Genomic DNA, 17,569 nt, shown 5'->3' on the forward strand with positions numbered 1-17,569 from the left:
TCTAGAGGTTTCACGCCCGCGTGGTGCTCCCTGACGCATGACCCCGATCCCCGCCCAACCCGAATTCGCCTCCGGCCTGATGTGGTTCCGGCGTGACCTGCGCTGCCACGACAACCCCGCGCTGTGGCTGGCGCTGCGCAGCTGCCGCAAGGTCTTCTGCGTGTTCACCTGGGACAGCGACATGCTGGATCCGCTGCCGCGCTCGGACCGGCGGGTCGAGTTCATCCACCACAGCCTGGAGGAGCTGGACAGCCAGCTGCGCAGGCTGGCACAGATCCATGGCGTACCCGATGCCGAACACGCCGGCCTGATCTTCCTGCAGGGCCGCGCCCAGGTGCTGCTGCCCGAACTGGCCTACAGCCTGGGCGTGCAGGCCGTGTTTGCCAACCACGACGAGGAACCGGCCACCATGGCGCGCGACAACCAGGTACGTGGCGGCCTGTCGGACCGTGGCATCTCACTGCGCACCTGCAAGGACCACGTGATCTTTGGCCGCGACGAACTGCTCACCGCCAACCAGACGCCGTTCACCAGCTTTACGCCCTACCTGGAACACTGGCTGGCCCAGCTCACGCCCTGGTACCTGCGCAGCTACCCGAGCTCGCAATACAGCCACCGGCTCACGGCGCGGCCACCAGCCTGGCGCCAGCCGCCACCGTCGTTGGAGGCACTCGGCTTCCATGCCACCAACCTGGATGACCTGCCGATCCACCCCGGCACCAGCGGCGCGCACCGCCAGTGGGAAGAATTCATGCACCGCATGCAGGATTTTCCGCTGCGACGCCAGTTTCCTGCCGTGCGTGGCCCGAGCTACCTGGGCGTGCACCTGCGCTTTGGCACGCTCAGCATCCGCGAAGCGGCACGCAGTGCGCGCGAGCGCCAGTTGCAGGGCGATGCCGGTGCCGGCGAATGGCTGGCCCAGCTGGCACAGCGCGATTACTGCATCCAGCTGCTCTACCACCTGCCGCAGCTGACGGAAAAAGCCTTCCACGCCGGGCTGGACCGCCTGCCCTGGGACCACGGCCCGCACGGCAAGAAGCTGTTCCAGGCCTGGTGCGAGGGCCAGACCGGCTACCCGCTGATCGATGCCGCCATGCGCCAGCTGCAGCAAAGCGGCTATATGCACCACCAGTTGCGCGTGCTGACGGCCAACTTTTTGACGCGCCACCTGAACGTGGACTGGCGCTGGGGCCTGCGCCATTTCGAGACCTACCTGAACGATGCCGAACTCGCCAGCAACCTGCTCGGCTGGCAGTGGGCCGCCGGCGTCGGACCGGACGCCCTGCCCTGGTTCCGCATTTTTGATCCCGTGCGGCAGAGCGAACGGCTGGATCCGCATGGCAAGTTCATCCGGCGCTATCTGCCGGAACTGGCAGCGCTGCCGGACGAAGACCTGCATGCACCCTGGGAGGCGGGACCGATCGAACTGCAGGCGGCCGGCGTGATCCTGGGCAACAGCTATCCGAAACCGATTGTGGATGTGAAGGCTTCGCGCCGTGCCGCACTGGAGCGGCGTGCCAGCCTGCGCGGCGAGCATAAGCGCTGAGGCCGCTCAGGCGTCTGGCACCAGCGCCGCGCCGACGGCGAATACTGCCTGCTGCAGCTCGGCCAGGCGTTCGGCCTGGCCCTGGCCGGTAGCGCGCACCAGGCTGCAGGCGCCCATGGCCTGACGGATGGCCTGCTGCAGCGCGTCGGCATCGATCTGGCTGGCGACATCCAGCTGCGACTGCAGCAGGCGCAGGCATTCGGCACCAGCGCCTTCGTTGTCCGGGCGCGCCTGCCAGTGGCGCAGCACCGCCTGCAGCTGCATCTGCCGATCGCGGATCTCGTCCAGCAGCACCTGACGCAGCACCGCGGCCTGGGCCTGGCGCCGCTGCTCTGGCTCGGCCGGCGCATGCACTGTCAGCGTGGGCGCAGCGGCGGCCACCGGTGCCGGCAGCTGTACCAGGCTCGGCCATTCGACCAGCGGCAGCACCATGCGGGCATGGCGGCTCGGCACTGCCAGCGCCGCCAGCTCACGCAGCAGCTGCGGCGGCAGCGGACGTGACAGGTCGGCGGCAAACTGGTGCAGGCCAAGGCGCAGCACCTCGGCGCCGCTGCGCAGCGTCTGCAGGCCATGGCTGTTGATCGAGCGGCGGCAACGTACGCCATGCAAGGCGCGCTCCATGCCATGTGCCAGCGTGGCCAGCTCCTGCAGCCCCACGGCAGCGGCACCCGAGGCCAGCTGCTCGGCCAGGCCAATGGCATCGTCCGGGAAGGCACTGCCGGGCTCGAGCGCCCATTCCTGCAGCGTCACCAGCAGCTGGCGCGACCAGTCATCGGCATCCTGCAGAAAGCAGTTGTAGAGATGGATCGGCAGCCGCTGCTCGCCACTGCCGCGCAATTCGTCAGCCGGCAGGCAGGCGGCCAGCTTTTGCAGCCAAGCGCGCTGCGGCGTGATGTCCACCTGCACCACCACCGGCTCCTGCTGCAATGGCAGCACGCCGTAATGCGATGCCAGTGCGCGCGCCAGCGTGGCGCTGCTGCCGGCAGGCAGGCGCGACATGCCATCGTGCAGCAGGTAGAGCATCATGCCGGCCAGGCGATGGTGCACCGCTTCATCGTCCGGCTGGCCTTGTTCCAGCCGTGCCTGCCGCGTAGTCACGCCGGCCAGCAGGCGGCGTACAAACAGGTCCCAGGGCAGCACTGCCAGCGCCAGCAGCTGCGTCACGCCGGCCAGCAGCTGCCAGAAGGCGCGTTCGGCCTCGGGCTGACTGCCCTGCTGCATGCGGGCTCCGGCCAGTGCAAACAGCTCGCGCGTGCCACTGCCGCCATGGCTGCGGAACAGGCGCAGCACGGTGGCGTACAGGTCAGGTTCCGGTCTATCGGCATCAAAACCGCCCGGTGCCAGATCCAGCCATTGCCAGTCGGAACGGCTCACGGCCCAGAGGTCGGAAGCCTCGATGCGGCGCAGGCCGGCCAGATCAGCCAGCAGGCGGTAGCTCGACAACAGCTCGCGCGCATCTTCATAGGCCGCCGGCGCATCGGCCGCATGCCATTCCAGATAACCGCGCAGCGCATCGGTCGCCACCTGCAGCAGGCCGATCGCCTGCGCGCCGCCATCGGGCTGGCGCGGTGCACCGGCCGCCGCCAGGGCCAGCGTCAGCGCATACCAGGACGATGCCGGACGCTGCTGCTGCGCCAGGCTGACCGCCAGCTGGCGGTACTGCAGCGTCAACGGCTCCCACTGGAGCTCATGCAGCGGTGCCTGCAGCAGCGACAGCGCCGCATCCAGCGCCGGCAGGCTCGGCGGTTCAGACCAGACCGTGCGCGATGACGGCTGGGCAGGCAGGGGTGACAGCTGGCCGGCGCTCATGACAGGGTCAGCGCCGGGTCAGAACACGGCCATCTGGAAATCGGCCTTGCCACCATCGCATTCGGGGCATTTCCAGTCATCCGGCACGTCTTCCCAGCGCGTGCCGGCGGGGATGCCATGTTCGGGATCGCCCACGGCTTCATCGTAAATCCAGCCACAAATCAGGCACATCCAGGTTTTGGGTTCGGCCACGCCACACTCCAGTTTGTTGGTTCTTGCAATGGAATCGATTCTATCCAGTCTGACAAGGCACATGGACATTCTGTTGCATGTACGGGAATGCACTGACTTTTTCACAGTGGCGCGGTAAACTTGCAGATTGGGCCGGAGATGCCCGGGCAGCACAGCGGGTGTTGCCGTCCGCGCCCCGTCAGCCGAGTGTCCTGCATGTCTTCCTCCTCTTCCGACCGTAACCAGCAACTGTTCGATCGCGCCCAGCGCGTGATTCCGGGCGGCGTCAACTCGCCGGTGCGCGCCTTCCGCGCCGTCGGTGGCACGCCCCGCTTCATCGAACGCGCCCAGGGCGCCTACCTGTGGGATGCCGAAGGCCGCCGCCTGATCGATTACCTCGGTTCCTGGGGTCCGATGATCCTCGGCCATGGCCACCCGGCCGTGCTCGAAGCGGTGCAAAAAGCTGCGCTTGAAGGCTTCTCCTTTGGTGCGCCGACCGAGCGCGAGATCGAGCTGGCCGAAGAAATCATCAATATCATGCCCGGCCTGGAAATGGTGCGCCTGGTGTCTTCCGGCACCGAAGCCGGCATGAGCGCGATCCGCCTGGCGCGTGGCGCCACCGGCCGCAACCGCATCCTCAAGTTCGAGGGCTGCTACCACGGCCACGCCGATGCGCTGCTGGTCAAGGCCGGCTCCGGCCTGGCCACTTTTGGTGCCGCCACCAGTGCCGGCGTGCCGCAAGCCGTGGTGCAGGACACGCTGGTGCTCGAATTCAACAACGTGGCGCAACTCGAGGAAGCCTTTGCCCTGCACGGCAAAGAGCTGGCCTGCATCATCATGGAGCCGATCGCCGGCAACATGAACTTCGTGCGTCCGACGCCGGAATTTGCCCGCCGCTGCCGCGAGCTGTGTAGTGAACACGGCGCGCTGCTGATCATCGACGAGGTGATGACCGGCTTCCGCGTAGCGCTGCGCGGCGCGCAATCGGTGCTCGGCATCGAGGCCGACATCACGGTCATGGGCAAGGTGATTGGCGGCGGCATGCCGCTGGCAGCCTTTGGCGGCAAGCGTGCCATCATGGAACACATCTCGCCGCTGGGTGGCGTGTACCAGGCCGGCACCCTGTCCGGCAACCCGGTCGCTACTGCCTGCGGTCTGGCCACGCTGCGCGAGATCCAGAAGCCCGGCTTCTACGAGGCCCTCGGTGCCAAGACAAGGCGCTTCATGGACGGCCTGCAACAGGCGGCCGATGCCGCTGGCGTACCCTTCCGCACCGATTGCGAAGGCGGCATGTTCGGCTTCTTCCTGCTGCCCGAGCTGCCGCAGAACTACGGCCAGGTGATGCGTAGCGACGGTGCCCGCTTCAACCGCTTCTTCCACGGCATGCTCGATGCCGGCGCGCACTTTGCCCCGGCGCTGTACGAAGCCGGTTTTGTCAGCGCCGCCCATACCGATGCCGACATCGACGAGACCGTGGCGATGGCCGCCGACGTATTCAAGAGCCTGGCCTGAACCACCGCCCCATCATGTCCTTCCTGAAAATCCTGTTCTCCGGCAGCGTGCTGGCCCTCAACACGCTGCTGGTGAGCCTGCTGATGCTGCCCTGGGCGCTGCTCAAGCTGCTGCCTTTTGCTCCGGTGCGCCGCTTGTGCAACCGCATGCTGGCCGCCACCGCCGCGCTCTGGATCAGCGTCAACGACTGGTGGGTGCGCATCGTCAACGGCGGCCGCATCGAGGCCACCGGCATCGAATCGCTGGATCCGCAGGGCTGGTACCTGGTGCTGTGCAACCACCAGAGCTGGGTCGACATCATCGCCATGCAGCAGGTGTTCAATGGCCGCATCCCCTTCCTCAAGTTCTTCATCAAGCACGAGCTGATCTACGTGCCGGTGATCGGCCTGTCCTGGTGGGCGCTGGATTTTCCCTTCATGCGCCGCCGCGCCGATACGGTCGAACAGGATCTGGAAGCCGCCCGTGCCGCCTGCCTGAAATTCCGCCAGACGCCCACCTCGGTGATGAACTTCCTCGAAGGCACGCGCTTTTCCCCTGAAGTCCATGCCGAGCAGAAATCGCCCTACCGCCACCTGCTCAAGCCCAAGGGCGCCGGCATTGGCGTGGTGCTGGACAACCTGGCCGACAAGTTCACCCAGGTGCTGGACGTGACGATTGCCTACCCGGAAGGCGTGCCGAGCTTTGTCGATGTCATGGCTGGTCGCATGGGACGTGTGCAGCTGCATGTGCGCGCGCTGCCGGTGCCGGACACGCTGCAACCCAGGGAGGGCCAGTCGCTGTCACCCATGGCGGTGCAGCGCTGGGTGATGCAGCTCTGGAAGCAGAAGGACGCCCAGCTGGACCGCATGCTGAACCCCGGCACTGACTCCAGCAACCAGCCTGCCGCCTGAATGTCTGACACTACGACTACTCCGCCCGAGCACTCGTTTTCCCGCCTGCTGCTGTTCGTCTTTGGCCTGATCGGCGTGTTCGCCTTCCTGCAGGTCTATTCAGTGCAGGCGATCCTGCCGCTGCTGCTGCAGGATTTCGATGCCAGCGTGGTGCAGGTCGGCAACACCGTCGGCGCCACCGTGCTGGCGGTGGCACTGACCTCGCCGTTTATCGGCATGCTGTCCGATGCCATCGGGCGCAAGAAGATCATCGTCGGCTCGCTGCTGTTCCTGGCGCTGCCAACCGGGCTGATCGCCGCCGCCGACAACATCCAGCTGCTGACCGCGCTGCGCTTCCTGCAGGGCCTGGCCGTACCCGGCATCACGGTGGTGACGATTGCCTATATTGGCGAGGAGTTCCGCGGCAAGGACATGACGCGCCTGATGGCGGCCTATGTCGCCGGTACCGTGCTCGGCGGATTCCTTGGCCGCTTCGTGCTTGGCCATCTGGTGGAGTGGATGAGCTGGCGCCAGGCCTTCCTGGTGATGTGCGCGCTGACGATCTGCGGTGCCTTGCTGGTCTGGCATTTCCTGCCGCGCTCACGCCGCTTTGTCGCCAACCGCCATCTGGGCAGCAGCCTGCAGACGCTGGCCAGCCACCTGCGCAACCCGGCCGTGCTGACCGCCTGCGCCGTCGGTTTCTGCGTGCTGTTCTCGCTGGTCGGCGGCTTTACCTACATCAACCTGCACCTGGCCGCTGCGCCCTACCAGTTCAGTACCGCCGATCTGGCCAACGTGTTTGCCGTCTACCTGCTGGGCGTGGTGATCACGCCCATCTCGGGCAAGATCCTGCCGCTGCTGGGCGCACGCAAGTCGATCCTGATCGCGATGAGCGTCTCGGCCATCGGCCTGCTGCTGACGCTGCTGCCGGCGGCCTGGATGATCATCGTGGCGCTGGCCATCATGTCCAGCGGCATCTTCATCACGCAATCTTCCACCATCAGCTTCATTGCCCACCGCGTGCCGGTCGGGCGCTCACTGGCCTCGGGCCTATACTACATGGGCTATTACGCCGGCGGCTCGGTCGGCGCCTGGGTGTGTGGCCTGGCCTACACCCAGGGCGCCTGGCCGCTGACGGTGGCGGTGATCCTGGTGGCGCAGCTGCTGTCGCTGCTGCTGGTGTTCTGGCTGATGCCGCCACCGGTGACTTCCGCCGTGATCCGGCAGCATTGACGTGCCTGCGCCAGCGCTGGCTCAGTCCAGCGCCACCGTGGTCTTCAGCCACCAGGTTCGGCCGGGTTCGTTGATGCGGCTCGTCTGCACATAGCCCGGAATCATGGCTCCCGAGCGCGACAGGTGCTCGGCATAGGTCTTGTCAAACACGTTGTCGATGCCGGCAATCACGCGCATGCGCTTGTTGACGCGATAGCTGCCGTTGAGCGACAGCGTACCGTAGCCAGCCGTCGGTCCGGTATCCTGGCCGGCAATATTGCCCTTGCCGATATCGACGCGATCCTGCCTGGCGGCCATGCGCCACAGCGCACCGGCGCTCCAGGTACCGTTGTTCCAGTTCAGGCCGAGCTTGCCTTCCAGCGGCGGCTGCTGTGCCAGCGGCGTGCCATCGGTGCGGTTCTTGCCATGCACATAGGCCAGGCTGCCATCCAGCGTCCATTGCGGCGTCAGCGCGTAGCTCAGCGCGGCTTCCAGACCGTAAGTGGTGGCATCGACATTGCGCGACTGGTTACGGCCACCGCGGTTGTCAATCGTGATGTAGTCGTTGACGCGGCCATAGAACGCTGACACGCTGCTGGACAGCTTGTCCGCCTTCCAGTTGGCGCCCACATCCAGCTGCGTGGTCTTTTCCGGCTTGGTGTGGAAGGCGCTGTTGCTGGTTTCGCTCTTGCGGCCGCCACCGCCCATCAGCTCCCAGTAGTCCGGGAAGCGCTGCACATGGCCCAGACCAGCATAAACCGTGCCCTGGCCCTCGTCGATATCGCGCTCCCAGCGCACAAAGCCGCTGGGCAGCGTGTCATTGCGCGTTGCGCCAAAGCTGGCCAGCGCCGGATCGTTGCGCTGATCCTTCGCTTCCCACCAGTCCAGGCGTGCACCGCCAATCAGGCGCTGGCTGTCAGTCAGCTCGTGGCGTACCTCGCCAAACACACCCAGCTGGCGGAACTGGCCATCGTCCGCACGTGGCTCGCCCAGATAGGCCGTGCCGGCCGCCGGCCCTCTTCCATTGCGCAAGGTGTGCTGGTTGTGCTGGGCATCCAGCCCCGCCACCACCTGTGTGGAGGCTGCCGCTTGCAGCGTCACGGCCATGCGTCCCCCCACGGTTTCGCGATCCGGGTTGTTGAGCATGCGCATCCGGGGTTCGCCGCGCATGCTGAAGTTGTCCATCACGTGATCCACATAGTTGCGATAGACGTTGGCCTCGACCTTGCGCACCAGCGGCGAGATGTTGCGCTTTTCAAAGCGCAGGCCAATGTTCTCGCGGTCGAACTTGGTGCCATCCATCATGCGATCGGCATAGGCGGCCTCGCCATCGCTGCGGCCGTAGGACAGTTCGTAGAAGGTGTTTTCATCCGGCGTCAGCCCCAGGGCGATACGGCCACTCCAGCGCTCGTAATTCGAGTGCACCGCGTTGCCACTGCCGTCCTCGTAGTTGTTCGAGTGGGTATAGGTACCGCCACCGCGCACATAGAAATCCGGCGTGGCGTATTGCAGGTCACCCATCAGGTCACGACGGCCAAAGTCGGCCACCGTGGCGCTCAGGTTGCCGGTGAGTTCCGGTTCCGTCGGACGCTCGCCACGATCCCGCTCGAACAGCACCGTGCCGGCCACGTTGCCCGGTCCATGCAGCACGGTCTGCGGGCCCTTGAGCACGGTCAGGCGGTCATAGGAATCAGGGAAGACATAGGCCGTCGGCGGGTCCATGCGACCACCGCAACCGCCCAGGATGTGCTCGCCGTCCAGCAGCACGTTCAGGCGCGATCCAGCCATGCCGCGCAGCACCGGGTCACCATCGGTGCCGCCCTTGCGGATCACGGCAAAGCCGGGAATGGTCTTGAGGATGTCGGCGCCGTCCTGTGCCGGGATCGGCTGGCGCGCCTGGCGCGGGTCGGTCACGATGATGAGCGGCTGGCCGCTACCAGCACCAGTACCGGCACCCGTCACGACGACGCGGTAGGTGGCATCATCGGCGGCCGAAGCGGCAACAGATGCCGGGGCGGCAACCGGAGCCACCTCTGAGGTTTGTGCCAGCAGGGCAGCGGGCCAGGCCAGGATGGCGAGGGCAACAGGGGTCAGCACGGGTGCCGACAGGCGTGAAAAACGGACTTGCATGAGAATGACTTTCCAAAAAGCGCACGCTCGACGACCCATCACGGGGCAGAACCCGCCATGGCGTAGAGCGCAAAAGCCAGGCAAACCGTGCCCGCGGCAGATGCCGTCAGGCAGACGCAGGCGCGCAGGCCGGGCGTCAGGCGGATTACCTATGAAGAAGAGGCGAATCGATCAGGAAAGAACCGGGGGTGCGCGTACCCGCGGCAAGGCCCAGGACGGGTGGCCGACCAGCAAGACTGGCGGGCTGGCCTGCAATAGGCCGACCAGCCCCAGCGCAGGCACTGGCAGGACGGCATCGGCGACGGGCAGCGTGTCCAGGGCAGCTGCCGCACACAGGGCGCAATAAGGTTGCAGGACGGTCGGGTCTGGCGCTTCTTCGCTATCGCCCTGCGCAGCGGCCCAGTCGGGCAGCGCCACATAGACCATGCCTTCGGCAGTACACACCTCCAGCATCGCCTCGGGCGTGGGGGCCAGCGCCATACGCGTCTGGTGCTGGGCGCTTTGCACGCCCATGCCCGCATGCCACAGCACCGCCAGCATGGCCAGCAGCCACGCCAGTCGGGATCGCACCAGGAAGGAACGGCTCTGCTGTCGCATGGACAGGATCATACGCAGGACACATGTTGTTGCAAGCCGATCCCCTTGCCAATTGCAAGAAACATGATATGTGTCAATCTGGAGTGAAATACGTCGGCCTTGCCGCCTCCATCCAGACACAAAAAGGAGGCCGAAGCCTCCTTGCCGTGTCATGGCCGCACAAGACGGCCAGCAGATTCCGTTCAGTGGCGGAAATGGCGCACGCCGCTGAACACCATGGCCACGCCGCGCTCGTTGGCGGCGTCGATCACTTCCTGGTCACGCATTGAGCCACCCGGCTGGATCACGCAGGTCGCACCGTGGTCGATCACCACGTCCAGGCCGTCGCGGAACGGGAAGAAGGCATCGCTGGCCACGACCGTGCCTTCCAGGCTCAGGCCGGCGGCTTCCGCCTTGATGGAGGCGATGCGGGCCGAATCCAGACGGCTCATCTGGCCAGCGCCAACGCCCATGGTCATGCCGTCCTTGCAGAACACGATGGCATTGCTCTTGACGAACTGCGCCACTTTCCAGGCAAACAGCATGTCCTGCACCTGCTGCTCGGTCGGCTGCAGCGTGGTCACCATCTTCATGTCCTCGCGCTGCAGCTCGTGGTTATCGGCAGTCTGTAGCAGCAGGCCGCCACCGACGCGCTTGGCCTCGATGCTGTTGGCAACACGCGCGGTACCGGCCGGCAGCGCGATCTTCATCAGGCGCACATTGGTCTTGGGCTTGAACACTTCCAGCGCTTCTTCGGTGAAGTCGGGCGCCATCAGCACTTCCACGAACTGCTTGACGATCAGCTCGGCTGCGGCCTTGTCCAGCGTGCGGTTCAGCGCGATGATGCCGCCAAAGGCACTGGTCGGATCGGTCTTGAAGGCCTTGCTGTAGGCCTCGGCCGGATCGGCACCAATCGCCACGCCGCACGGGTTGGCGTGCTTGACGATGACGCAGGCCGGCTCATCGAACTGCTTCACGCATTCCCAGGCCGCATCGGCATCGGCGATGTTGTTGTAGCTCAGCTCCTTGCCCTGCAGCTGCTCGCCGGTGACGATGCAGCCGGGAGTCGGGTACAGGTCGCGGTACCAGGCCGCCTGCTGGTGGCTGTTCTCGCCGTAGCGCAGATCCTGCAGCTTGACGAACATGCCGTTGCTCTGGCCCGGGAACAGCACGCGCTCGGGCGTGGCGTCCACGCTGGCTTCGTCAAAGGTGATGGACGACAGGTAGTCGCTGATGGCACCGTCGTACTGGGCGATGCGGTTGAATGCCGCCACCGACAGTGCGAACTTGGTCGCCAGGCTGACCTTGCCGACGGCCTTCAGGTCCTGTACCACCTGGGCGTACTGGCTGGCATCGGTCAGCACCGCCACGTCCTTCCAGTTCTTGGCGGCGGAGCGCACCATGGCCGGGCCACCAATGTCGATGTTCTCGATCGCATCAGCCAGCGTGCAGCCTTCCTTGGCCACGGTGGCCTCGAACGGGTACAGATTCACGCACAGGATGTCGATGGTCTGGATGTCGTGCTGCTGCAGCGCGGCCATGTGCTCCGGCAGGTCACGGCGCGCCAGCAGGCCGCCATGCACCTTGGGGTGCAGCGTCTTGACGCGGCCATCCAGCATTTCGGGGAAGCCGGTGTGGTCGGCCACTTCGGTCACCGGCAGGCCGCTGTCGGCCAGCAGCTTGGCAGTGCCGCCGGTGGACAGCAGCTTTACGCCCAGGGCATTCAGCTCCTTGGCCAGTTCAACGATACCGGTCTTGTCCGAGACGGACAGCAGTGCGGTCAGGGTAGTCATGTGTTTTCCTTGTTGTCGTGAATGACAGTTGAAAGAAGGCGCTCAGCCGCGCGGAGCGGCATCCAGCATGCCGTGTTCCACCAGCTTCTTGCGCAGGGTGTTGCGGTTCAGGCCCAGCCACTGGGCCGCCTTGCTCTGGTTGTTGCGGGTCTGCTCCATCACCAGCTCCAGCAAGGGCTTTTCCACGGTGCGCAGCAGCATCTCGTACATGTTGTTGGGCTCCTGCCCTTGCAGGTCATCCAGGTACTGGTGCAGATTGCCACGCACACAGGCTTCCAATTTGTCGTGTCCCATGAATCCCTTTGCTCGATTGTCTATTTTTTATGCAGATTATGCCGCCTGCCGCCAATTTTCGGCAGTCAGGTCAACCCCGGGTTGGATATCAGGCAAGTAGTCGTGCGATTGCTCCAGCGTGCGGAAATAGCCATCCACCAGTTCCGACTGCAGCTGCGCATCTTCCACCTGGTTGATCTGCTGGCGGAATTCGACCGCGCCGGGCAGACCGGCCAGATACCAGCCGATATGCTTGCGCGCGCTGCGCACGCCGGAGAACTCGCCATGCAGCGCATGGTGGTCCTGCAGATGCTGCAGCAGCGCCTCGCGTACCTCGGCCACGCGTGGCGGCGCCAGCGGCTCGCCGGTGGCCAGATAGTGCGCGATCTCGCGGAACAGCCAGGGGCGACCCATGGCTGCGCGGCCCACCATCAGTGCGTCGGCACCGGTCTGCGCCAGCACGGCGGCAGCCTTTTCCGGGCTGTCGATATCGCCATTCGCCACCACCGGAATACCCAGCCCGGCCTTGATCTCGGCGATCGTCTCGTACTCGGCAGCGCCCTTGTAGCCCTGCTCGCGCGTGCGGCCATGCACGGTCAGCATGGCGATGCCGGCCTGTTCGGCCTGGCGCGCCAGCTGCGGTGCATTACGCTGGTCCGCTGCCCAGCCGGTGCGCATTTTCAGCGTCACCGGCACCTGCTGCGGCGCACAGGCCTGCACCACCGCCTCGATGATCTGCATGGCCAACGGCTGGTTCTGCATCAGCGCCGAACCGGCCCACTTGTTGCACACCTTCTTCGCCGGGCAGCCCATGTTGATGTCGATGATCTGCGCGCCACGATCGATGTTGTAGCGTGCCGCATCGGCCATCTCCTGCGGATCGACACCGGCGATCTGCACCGCGATCGGGCCCGGCTCCCCCTCGTGGTTGGCCCGGCGCGAGGTCTTGAGGCTTTTCCACAAGTCCTTGCGCGAAGTCACCATTTCACTCACCGCATAGCCGGCGCCAAAGCGGCGGCAGAGCTGCCGAAACGGCCTATCCGTCACCCCCGCCATGGGGGCAACGAACAGCTGGTTCGGCAAGGTGAATTGGGCGATCTGCATCGGTCGGGTCTGCAACGGAAAAACTTACGATTCTAACGTGCACAATTTTTATGCACAAGCCTGGGTATGCGTATACTTGCGCGCCATGGAGTCCTTCTTTCACGCGCTGCTGAGCGCGCTGTCCCTGCCGCAATACGGGTTGAGCACGGTATTCGTGGTCGCCTTCATCTCGGCTACGCTGCTGCCTATGGGCTCGGAGCCGGCGGTGTTCGGCCTGATCGAACTCAATCCCTCGCTGTTCTGGCCCACCATCCTGGTCGCCACCGTGGGCAACACCTTGGGCGGTGCGCTCAACTGGTGGATCGGCCTGGGCACGCACAAGGTGGTGGACAAGGCACGCCAGGACCGCACCCACCTGCGCGCACTGGAATGGCTGCAGCGGCTCGGCCCCAAGGCCTGCGTGCTGGCCTGGCTACCGATCATCGGCGATCCGCTCTGTGCCGTGGCCGGCTGGCTGCGCCTGCCGTTCTGGCCCTGCATCGGCTGGATGGCGCTGGGCAAGTTCCTGCGCTACCTGACCATGACCGGGCTGCTGCTGTGGGCGGTACCGGACAGCTGGATCGCGCGCGTGCTGCACTGAGCCGCAGCGGACAAGACAAGGGCACCCCGCAGGGTGCCCTTGTCATTCAGGGGAATCGATCCCGCTTACTTGGTGACTTCACCAATGCCGTAGCCCACGGCACCGCCGATGGCAGCACCGCCCACGGTACGGCCAACGCTGCCGGAGCCGGTAGTAGCACCGATCACGGCACCCGCGCCGGCACCCACGGTGGCGGCCTTCTGGCTGCGGTTCATGTCGTCCCAGGTGGAGCAGCCGACAGTGGCCAGGGAAGCTGCAGCAACAGCAGTGATGGCAATCCAGTTACGCATAGTGTTCTCCTTGCTTGATAAGACTGCCCATGACTTCAGGCAGTTAGGGTCATGCTACTGCCGTCATTGCGCCGGGAGCCGTTACCAGATGCAAGAGTCTGCAAGCAGGTTAGCTCCCGGCAAGCTCACTCCGCCAGCAGGCGCGGCCAATCCACCGGCTGCGACACATCGAGCAACAGCGCCTGCGGCAGCTCTTCGGCCGCCAGCGGCTGGACATGCGCCAGCTGGCTCTCCAGCACCGCCAGATCGGCTTCGGAGGCGTCCTGCCCCTGCTGCTGACGTTGCTGCACACGCTCGCGCAACAGCTCCGGCGTGGCCTGCAGGCTCAGGATCTGGAACGGCACACCCAGCCGCGCCGCCAACTGCTGCATGGGCGCGCGGTGCTGTTGCTGCATGAAGGTGGCATCGAGCACCACCGGGTAGCCAGCCTGCAGCACCTGCTGTGCCAGCTGCCCCAGTCGGGCATAGGTCTGCTCCGAGGCCTCGGCGGTATAGATGTCCGCCTGGCCATGGCTGCTGGCCAGCGGTGCCAGGCCGAACAGGCGCTTGCGCTCGACATCGGCTCGGATGCGGATCGCGCCGGTATGCGCCGACAGCGCCTGCGCCTGGTAGCTCTTGCCCGATCCCGACAGGCCATGCATGATCCACAGCCGCGGCTGGCTCGGCTGGCTCAGGCGATCGGCCAGTTGCAGGTAGGCCGTGGCCTCCGGCAGGCCTTGCAGCGCCGCCACCTTGGCACGCACCAGCGCCCGGTACACGAGGAAATAGCGCAGCGTCTCCAGCCCGGCATAGTCGCCGGTCTGCTCCAGCCAGGTATTGAGCACGCGCCAGGCCAGATCGGGTCGATCCCGGTGCAGCAGGTCCATCACCAGGAAGGCCAGGTCGGCCATCACGTCCACCCAGCGGAAGGCCGGCGAAAACTCGATCGCATCAAATGGTACCGGCTTGCCCTGCAGCAACACCAGATTGCCCAGATGCAGGTCGCCATGGCACTCGCGGATCCAGCCCTGCTGCCAGCGCTGCTGGAACAGCGGTGCCAGCCGCGCGCTTTCGGCACGCGTCCAGCGCAGCAGGCGCTGCAGCATGGCGCGCTCGTCCGCGCTGTGCAGGCGGCCACGCAGGGTGCCAAAGTTGTCGGCTGCCGCATGGCAGATGCCCATGGGATCGCCATGCGGCGCCCCCGGCGCGGAGACCTCGGCCACGGCATGCATCTGCGCCACCTGCAGCGCCAGCGCATCCAGTTGTTCCGGCTGCAGCTCGCCACGCGCGGCCAGTACAGCCAGCAGGCCGTCCTGTTCAAAACGGCGCATTTGCACCGCGTAATCGATCGCTTCGCCGTCACCGCCCCAGACCGGTTGTTGCGGCGTGCCGGTAATCGGCACCAGCGCCTCGTACAGCTCGGGCGCAGTGCGGCGGTTCAGGCGCAGCTCTTCCTCGCTGCCGTGGCGGCGCAGCGCCCGCGTGCTGTAGTCCAGAAAGCCCAGGTTCAGCGGCTTGCGCAGCTTGTAGGCCTTGTCGCCAGCCAGCAGCACCCAGGAAATATGCGTCTGCCGGCATTGCACCGGCGCACCGGGATGCCGTGCCTGCAACTGCTGCTGCAGCTGTTCCACCATCTGCTGAGCAGTGGCCAGATCCATTTCGGGGATCATGCGGCGGACGGGAGGTGCAGAGGTGGAATCGGTGGCAGACATGGCAGCAGCCCGGAAGAGTCAAGGAATGCCCCTATTCTATGGATGACCAAAACAGACTGCAGCCAGCGCCGGTTTTGCGATTCCGCACATTCCCGGATAGCACTTTGGCAGGGACTGTCCCTATAATCGCGCTTGTCAGGAGAGTGTCGCGTGTGTCATGCGTGGCCGCCGAAGGCGCAGGGTGCATTGCACGCCAGAACGCTCAGGCACCAAGGACTGACAGCCACTTTTCTGTCCGGAAAGTGTGCCCCGCTGGAGAGTGCAGCCCGTGCTGCCACCGAAGGAGCAAGTTGCCCGTCATGGCAATGAATCTCTCAGGTACCAGGGACAGCGGGGCCTGCCCTGCCTGCTGCGGCTAGTGCCCTGCGGGTTGTCTGTCCTTTTGTGAAAGCGATACACCATGTCCTCTGCCACGCCGGAAAGCGATCTGCTGCTGACTCCCCTGAATGCCCTGCACCTGGAACTGGGTGCCCGCATGGTGCCGTTTGCCGGCTACTCCATGCCCGTGCAATACGAAGGCCTGCTGGCCGAACACAAGCAGACGCGCGAATCCGCCAGCCTGTTCGACGTATCCCACATGGGCCAGATCCGCATTTCCGGCCCCGATGCCGGCCTGGCACTCGAAAGCCTGATGCCGATGGACGTGATCGGCCTGGGCGTGGATCGCCAGCGCTACGGCCTGCTGCTGAATGACCAGGGCGGCATCATCGACGACCTGATGTTCGTCAACCGCGGCACGCACTACTTCCTGATCGTCAACGGCGCCTGCAAGGCCGGCGACCTGCAGCACATGCAGGAGCGCATCGGCACGCGCTGCACCATTACCCCGATGCCGGACCAGGGCCTGCTGGCGCTGCAGGGTCCGCAGGCCGCGGCCGCGCTGGAGCGCCTGGTTCCGGGCGTGCAGGAACTGGTGTTCATGACCGGCGCCGCCTTCCAGTGGGAAGGTGCCGAACTCTACATCACGCGCAGCGGCTACACCGGCGAGGACGGTTTCGAGATTTCCGTGCCAGGTGAGCGCACCGAGGCCCTGGCTCGTGCCCTGCTGGCACAACCCGAAGTCAAGCCGGCCGGCCTGGGCGCGCGCAACTCGCTGCGCCTCGAAGCCGGCCTGGGCCTGTACGGCAATGACCTGGATACCACCACCACCCCGACCGAAGCCGTGCTTGGCTGGTCGATCCAGAAGGTGCGCCGCACTGGCGGAGACCGTGCTGGCGGCTTCCCCGGTGCCGAAGTGGTACTGGGCCAGATCGATGGCCAGCAGCCCGTCACGCGCAAGCGCATCGGCCTGGTCGGCAGCGGCCGCACCCCGATCCGCGAACCCGCCACGCTGGTCAACAGCGCCGGCGAACAGATCGGCGTCATCACCAGCGGCCTGCCCAGCCCGACGCTGGGCCAGCCGATTGCCATGGGCTATATCCAGCCCGACTACATCCAGAATGGCCAGGAAATCTTCGCGCAGGTGCGCAAGCAGGCGATTCCGGTGCAGCTGGCCAACATGCCGTTCGTGGCGCACAACTACAAGCGCGCCAAGTAAACTTTTCCTATTCCCACCAATTCAATCCTGTCACTGGAGAAACCCATGAGCCTGAAGTACACCGAAGACCACGAATGGATCAAGATCGAAGGCGATATCGCCACCGTCGGCATCACCCTGCACGCGCAGGATGCCCTGGGTGACGTGGTGTTCGTCGAACTGCCCGAAGTCGGCAGCAGCCACGAGCAGAAGGACGCCATCGGCGTGGTCGAGTCGGTCAAGGCCGCCGCCGACGTCTACATGCCGGTCAGCGGCGAAATCACCGAGGTGAACGAATCCCTGCAGGACGATCCCTCCGTCATCAACAGCGATCCGCTGAACGCCGGCTGGTTCTTCAAGGTCAAGCTGTCCGATCCGTCCCAGCTCGATGCCCTGATGGACGAGACCGCCTACGACGAGCTGCTGAAGAACGCCTGATCCCGGGCGATCCCCCGCCTGACTTTTTCCGCGGCCTGCGCCCTTGGGGACAGGCCGCT

16 protein-coding genes and 2 riboswitches are annotated in these 17,569 nt (G+C 65.6%); of the genes, 7 read left to right on the top strand and 9 right to left on the bottom strand.

What is annotated here, in order from left to right; all coding sequences use genetic code 11:
- The first annotated feature begins 37 nt into the window (after positions 1–37).
- The gene (locus ACI3EV_RS10350; protein WP_337690093.1) at positions 38–1,546 is read left to right on the top strand and encodes a deoxyribodipyrimidine photo-lyase; all 1,509 of its coding nucleotides are present in this window, start codon (positions 38–40) and stop codon (positions 1,544–1,546) included.
- A gap of 6 nt (positions 1,547–1,552) precedes the next feature.
- Here ACI3EV_RS10350 and ACI3EV_RS10355 read toward each other — a convergent pair whose 3' ends face one another.
- Both ACI3EV_RS10355 and ACI3EV_RS10360 read right to left on the bottom strand, forming a co-directional pair.
- A complete protein-coding gene (locus ACI3EV_RS10355) occupies positions 1,553–3,355 on the bottom strand; it encodes a hypothetical protein (RefSeq protein ID WP_337690092.1) in 1,803 nt (600 codons plus the stop codon).
- An 18-nt stretch (positions 3,356–3,373) separates the two neighbouring features.
- Complete coding sequence (locus ACI3EV_RS10360) at positions 3,374–3,526, bottom strand: rubredoxin (RefSeq protein ID WP_033394833.1); 153 nt, start codon at positions 3,524–3,526, stop codon at positions 3,374–3,376.
- A 216-nt stretch (positions 3,527–3,742) separates the two neighbouring features.
- Here ACI3EV_RS10360 and hemL point away from each other — a divergent pair, with 216 nt between their 5' ends.
- From hemL to ACI3EV_RS10375, 3 genes are read left to right on the top strand one after another with little or no spacing between them, the layout of a single operon-like run.
- Complete coding sequence (gene hemL, locus ACI3EV_RS10365) at positions 3,743–5,038, top strand: glutamate-1-semialdehyde 2,1-aminomutase (protein WP_337690091.1); 1,296 nt, start codon at positions 3,743–3,745, stop codon at positions 5,036–5,038.
- Positions 5,039–5,052: 14 nt separating this feature from the next.
- Complete coding sequence (locus ACI3EV_RS10370) at positions 5,053–5,928, top strand: acyltransferase (RefSeq protein ID WP_329769416.1); 876 nt, start codon at positions 5,053–5,055, stop codon at positions 5,926–5,928.
- Entirely contained in the window at positions 5,929–7,140 is a 1,212-nt protein-coding gene (locus ACI3EV_RS10375) for an MFS transporter (RefSeq protein WP_337690088.1), read from the top strand.
- Positions 7,141–7,161: 21 nt separating this feature from the next.
- Here the strand turns inward: ACI3EV_RS10375 and ACI3EV_RS10380 are convergent, their stop codons facing one another.
- The 5 genes from ACI3EV_RS10380 to dusB form a co-directional block, all read right to left on the bottom strand.
- Positions 7,162–9,249, bottom strand: coding sequence for a TonB-dependent copper receptor (locus tag ACI3EV_RS10380; RefSeq protein WP_337690085.1), 2,088 nt, complete (start codon positions 9,247–9,249; stop codon positions 7,162–7,164).
- A gap of 171 nt (positions 9,250–9,420) precedes the next feature.
- Positions 9,421–9,846, bottom strand: coding sequence for a DUF2946 family protein (locus ACI3EV_RS10385; RefSeq protein ID WP_337690084.1), 426 nt, complete (start codon positions 9,844–9,846; stop codon positions 9,421–9,423).
- 182 nt (positions 9,847–10,028) lie between these two features.
- Positions 10,029–11,609: a bifunctional phosphoribosylaminoimidazolecarboxamide formyltransferase/IMP cyclohydrolase gene (purH, locus tag ACI3EV_RS10390; protein WP_337690557.1), complete on the bottom strand. Its 1,581-nt coding sequence runs from the start codon at positions 11,607–11,609 to the stop codon at positions 10,029–10,031.
- 51 nt (positions 11,610–11,660) lie between these two features.
- Complete coding sequence (locus ACI3EV_RS10395) at positions 11,661–11,912, bottom strand: helix-turn-helix domain-containing protein (RefSeq protein WP_329769425.1); 252 nt, start codon at positions 11,910–11,912, stop codon at positions 11,661–11,663.
- Positions 11,913–11,948: 36 nt separating this feature from the next.
- The gene (dusB, locus tag ACI3EV_RS10400; protein WP_337690081.1) at positions 11,949–12,995 is read right to left on the bottom strand and encodes a tRNA dihydrouridine synthase DusB; all 1,047 of its coding nucleotides are present in this window, start codon (positions 12,993–12,995) and stop codon (positions 11,949–11,951) included.
- A gap of 85 nt (positions 12,996–13,080) precedes the next feature.
- On the opposite strand from dusB, the gene ACI3EV_RS10405 reads away from it, so the two are divergent.
- The gene (locus tag ACI3EV_RS10405; RefSeq protein ID WP_329769427.1) at positions 13,081–13,575 is read left to right on the top strand and encodes a YqaA family protein; all 495 of its coding nucleotides are present in this window, start codon (positions 13,081–13,083) and stop codon (positions 13,573–13,575) included.
- 65 nt (positions 13,576–13,640) lie between these two features.
- Here the strand turns inward: ACI3EV_RS10405 and ACI3EV_RS10410 are convergent, their stop codons facing one another.
- Together ACI3EV_RS10410 and ACI3EV_RS10415 are read right to left on the bottom strand one after the other, a co-directional pair.
- A complete protein-coding gene (locus ACI3EV_RS10410; protein WP_329769428.1) occupies positions 13,641–13,865 on the bottom strand; it encodes a hypothetical protein in 225 nt (74 codons plus the stop codon).
- A gap of 125 nt (positions 13,866–13,990) precedes the next feature.
- Positions 13,991–15,556: an AAA family ATPase gene (locus ACI3EV_RS10415; protein WP_329769430.1), complete on the bottom strand. Its 1,566-nt coding sequence runs from the start codon at positions 15,554–15,556 to the stop codon at positions 13,991–13,993.
- A gap of 126 nt (positions 15,557–15,682) precedes the next feature.
- Positions 15,683–15,785: riboswitch (glycine riboswitch) on the top strand.
- Between the two features lie 13 nt (positions 15,786–15,798).
- Positions 15,799–15,897, top strand: a riboswitch (glycine riboswitch).
- A 59-nt stretch (positions 15,898–15,956) separates the two neighbouring features.
- Between ACI3EV_RS10415 and gcvT the strand changes: the two genes are divergently transcribed.
- Both gcvT and gcvH read left to right on the top strand, forming a co-directional pair.
- On the top strand, positions 15,957–17,093 hold the full coding sequence (gene gcvT / locus ACI3EV_RS10420; RefSeq protein ID WP_329769432.1) for a glycine cleavage system aminomethyltransferase GcvT: 1,137 nt from the start codon (positions 15,957–15,959) through the stop codon (positions 17,091–17,093).
- A 45-nt stretch (positions 17,094–17,138) separates the two neighbouring features.
- Positions 17,139–17,510, top strand: coding sequence for a glycine cleavage system protein GcvH (gene gcvH / locus ACI3EV_RS10425; RefSeq protein ID WP_329769434.1), 372 nt, complete (start codon positions 17,139–17,141; stop codon positions 17,508–17,510).
- Positions 17,511–17,569 lie beyond the last annotated feature (59 nt).

The organism is Allobrachymonas wangyanguii (assembly GCF_045055315.1).
Lineage (GTDB): Bacteria > Pseudomonadota > Gammaproteobacteria > Burkholderiales > Burkholderiaceae_C > Brachymonas > Brachymonas wangyanguii.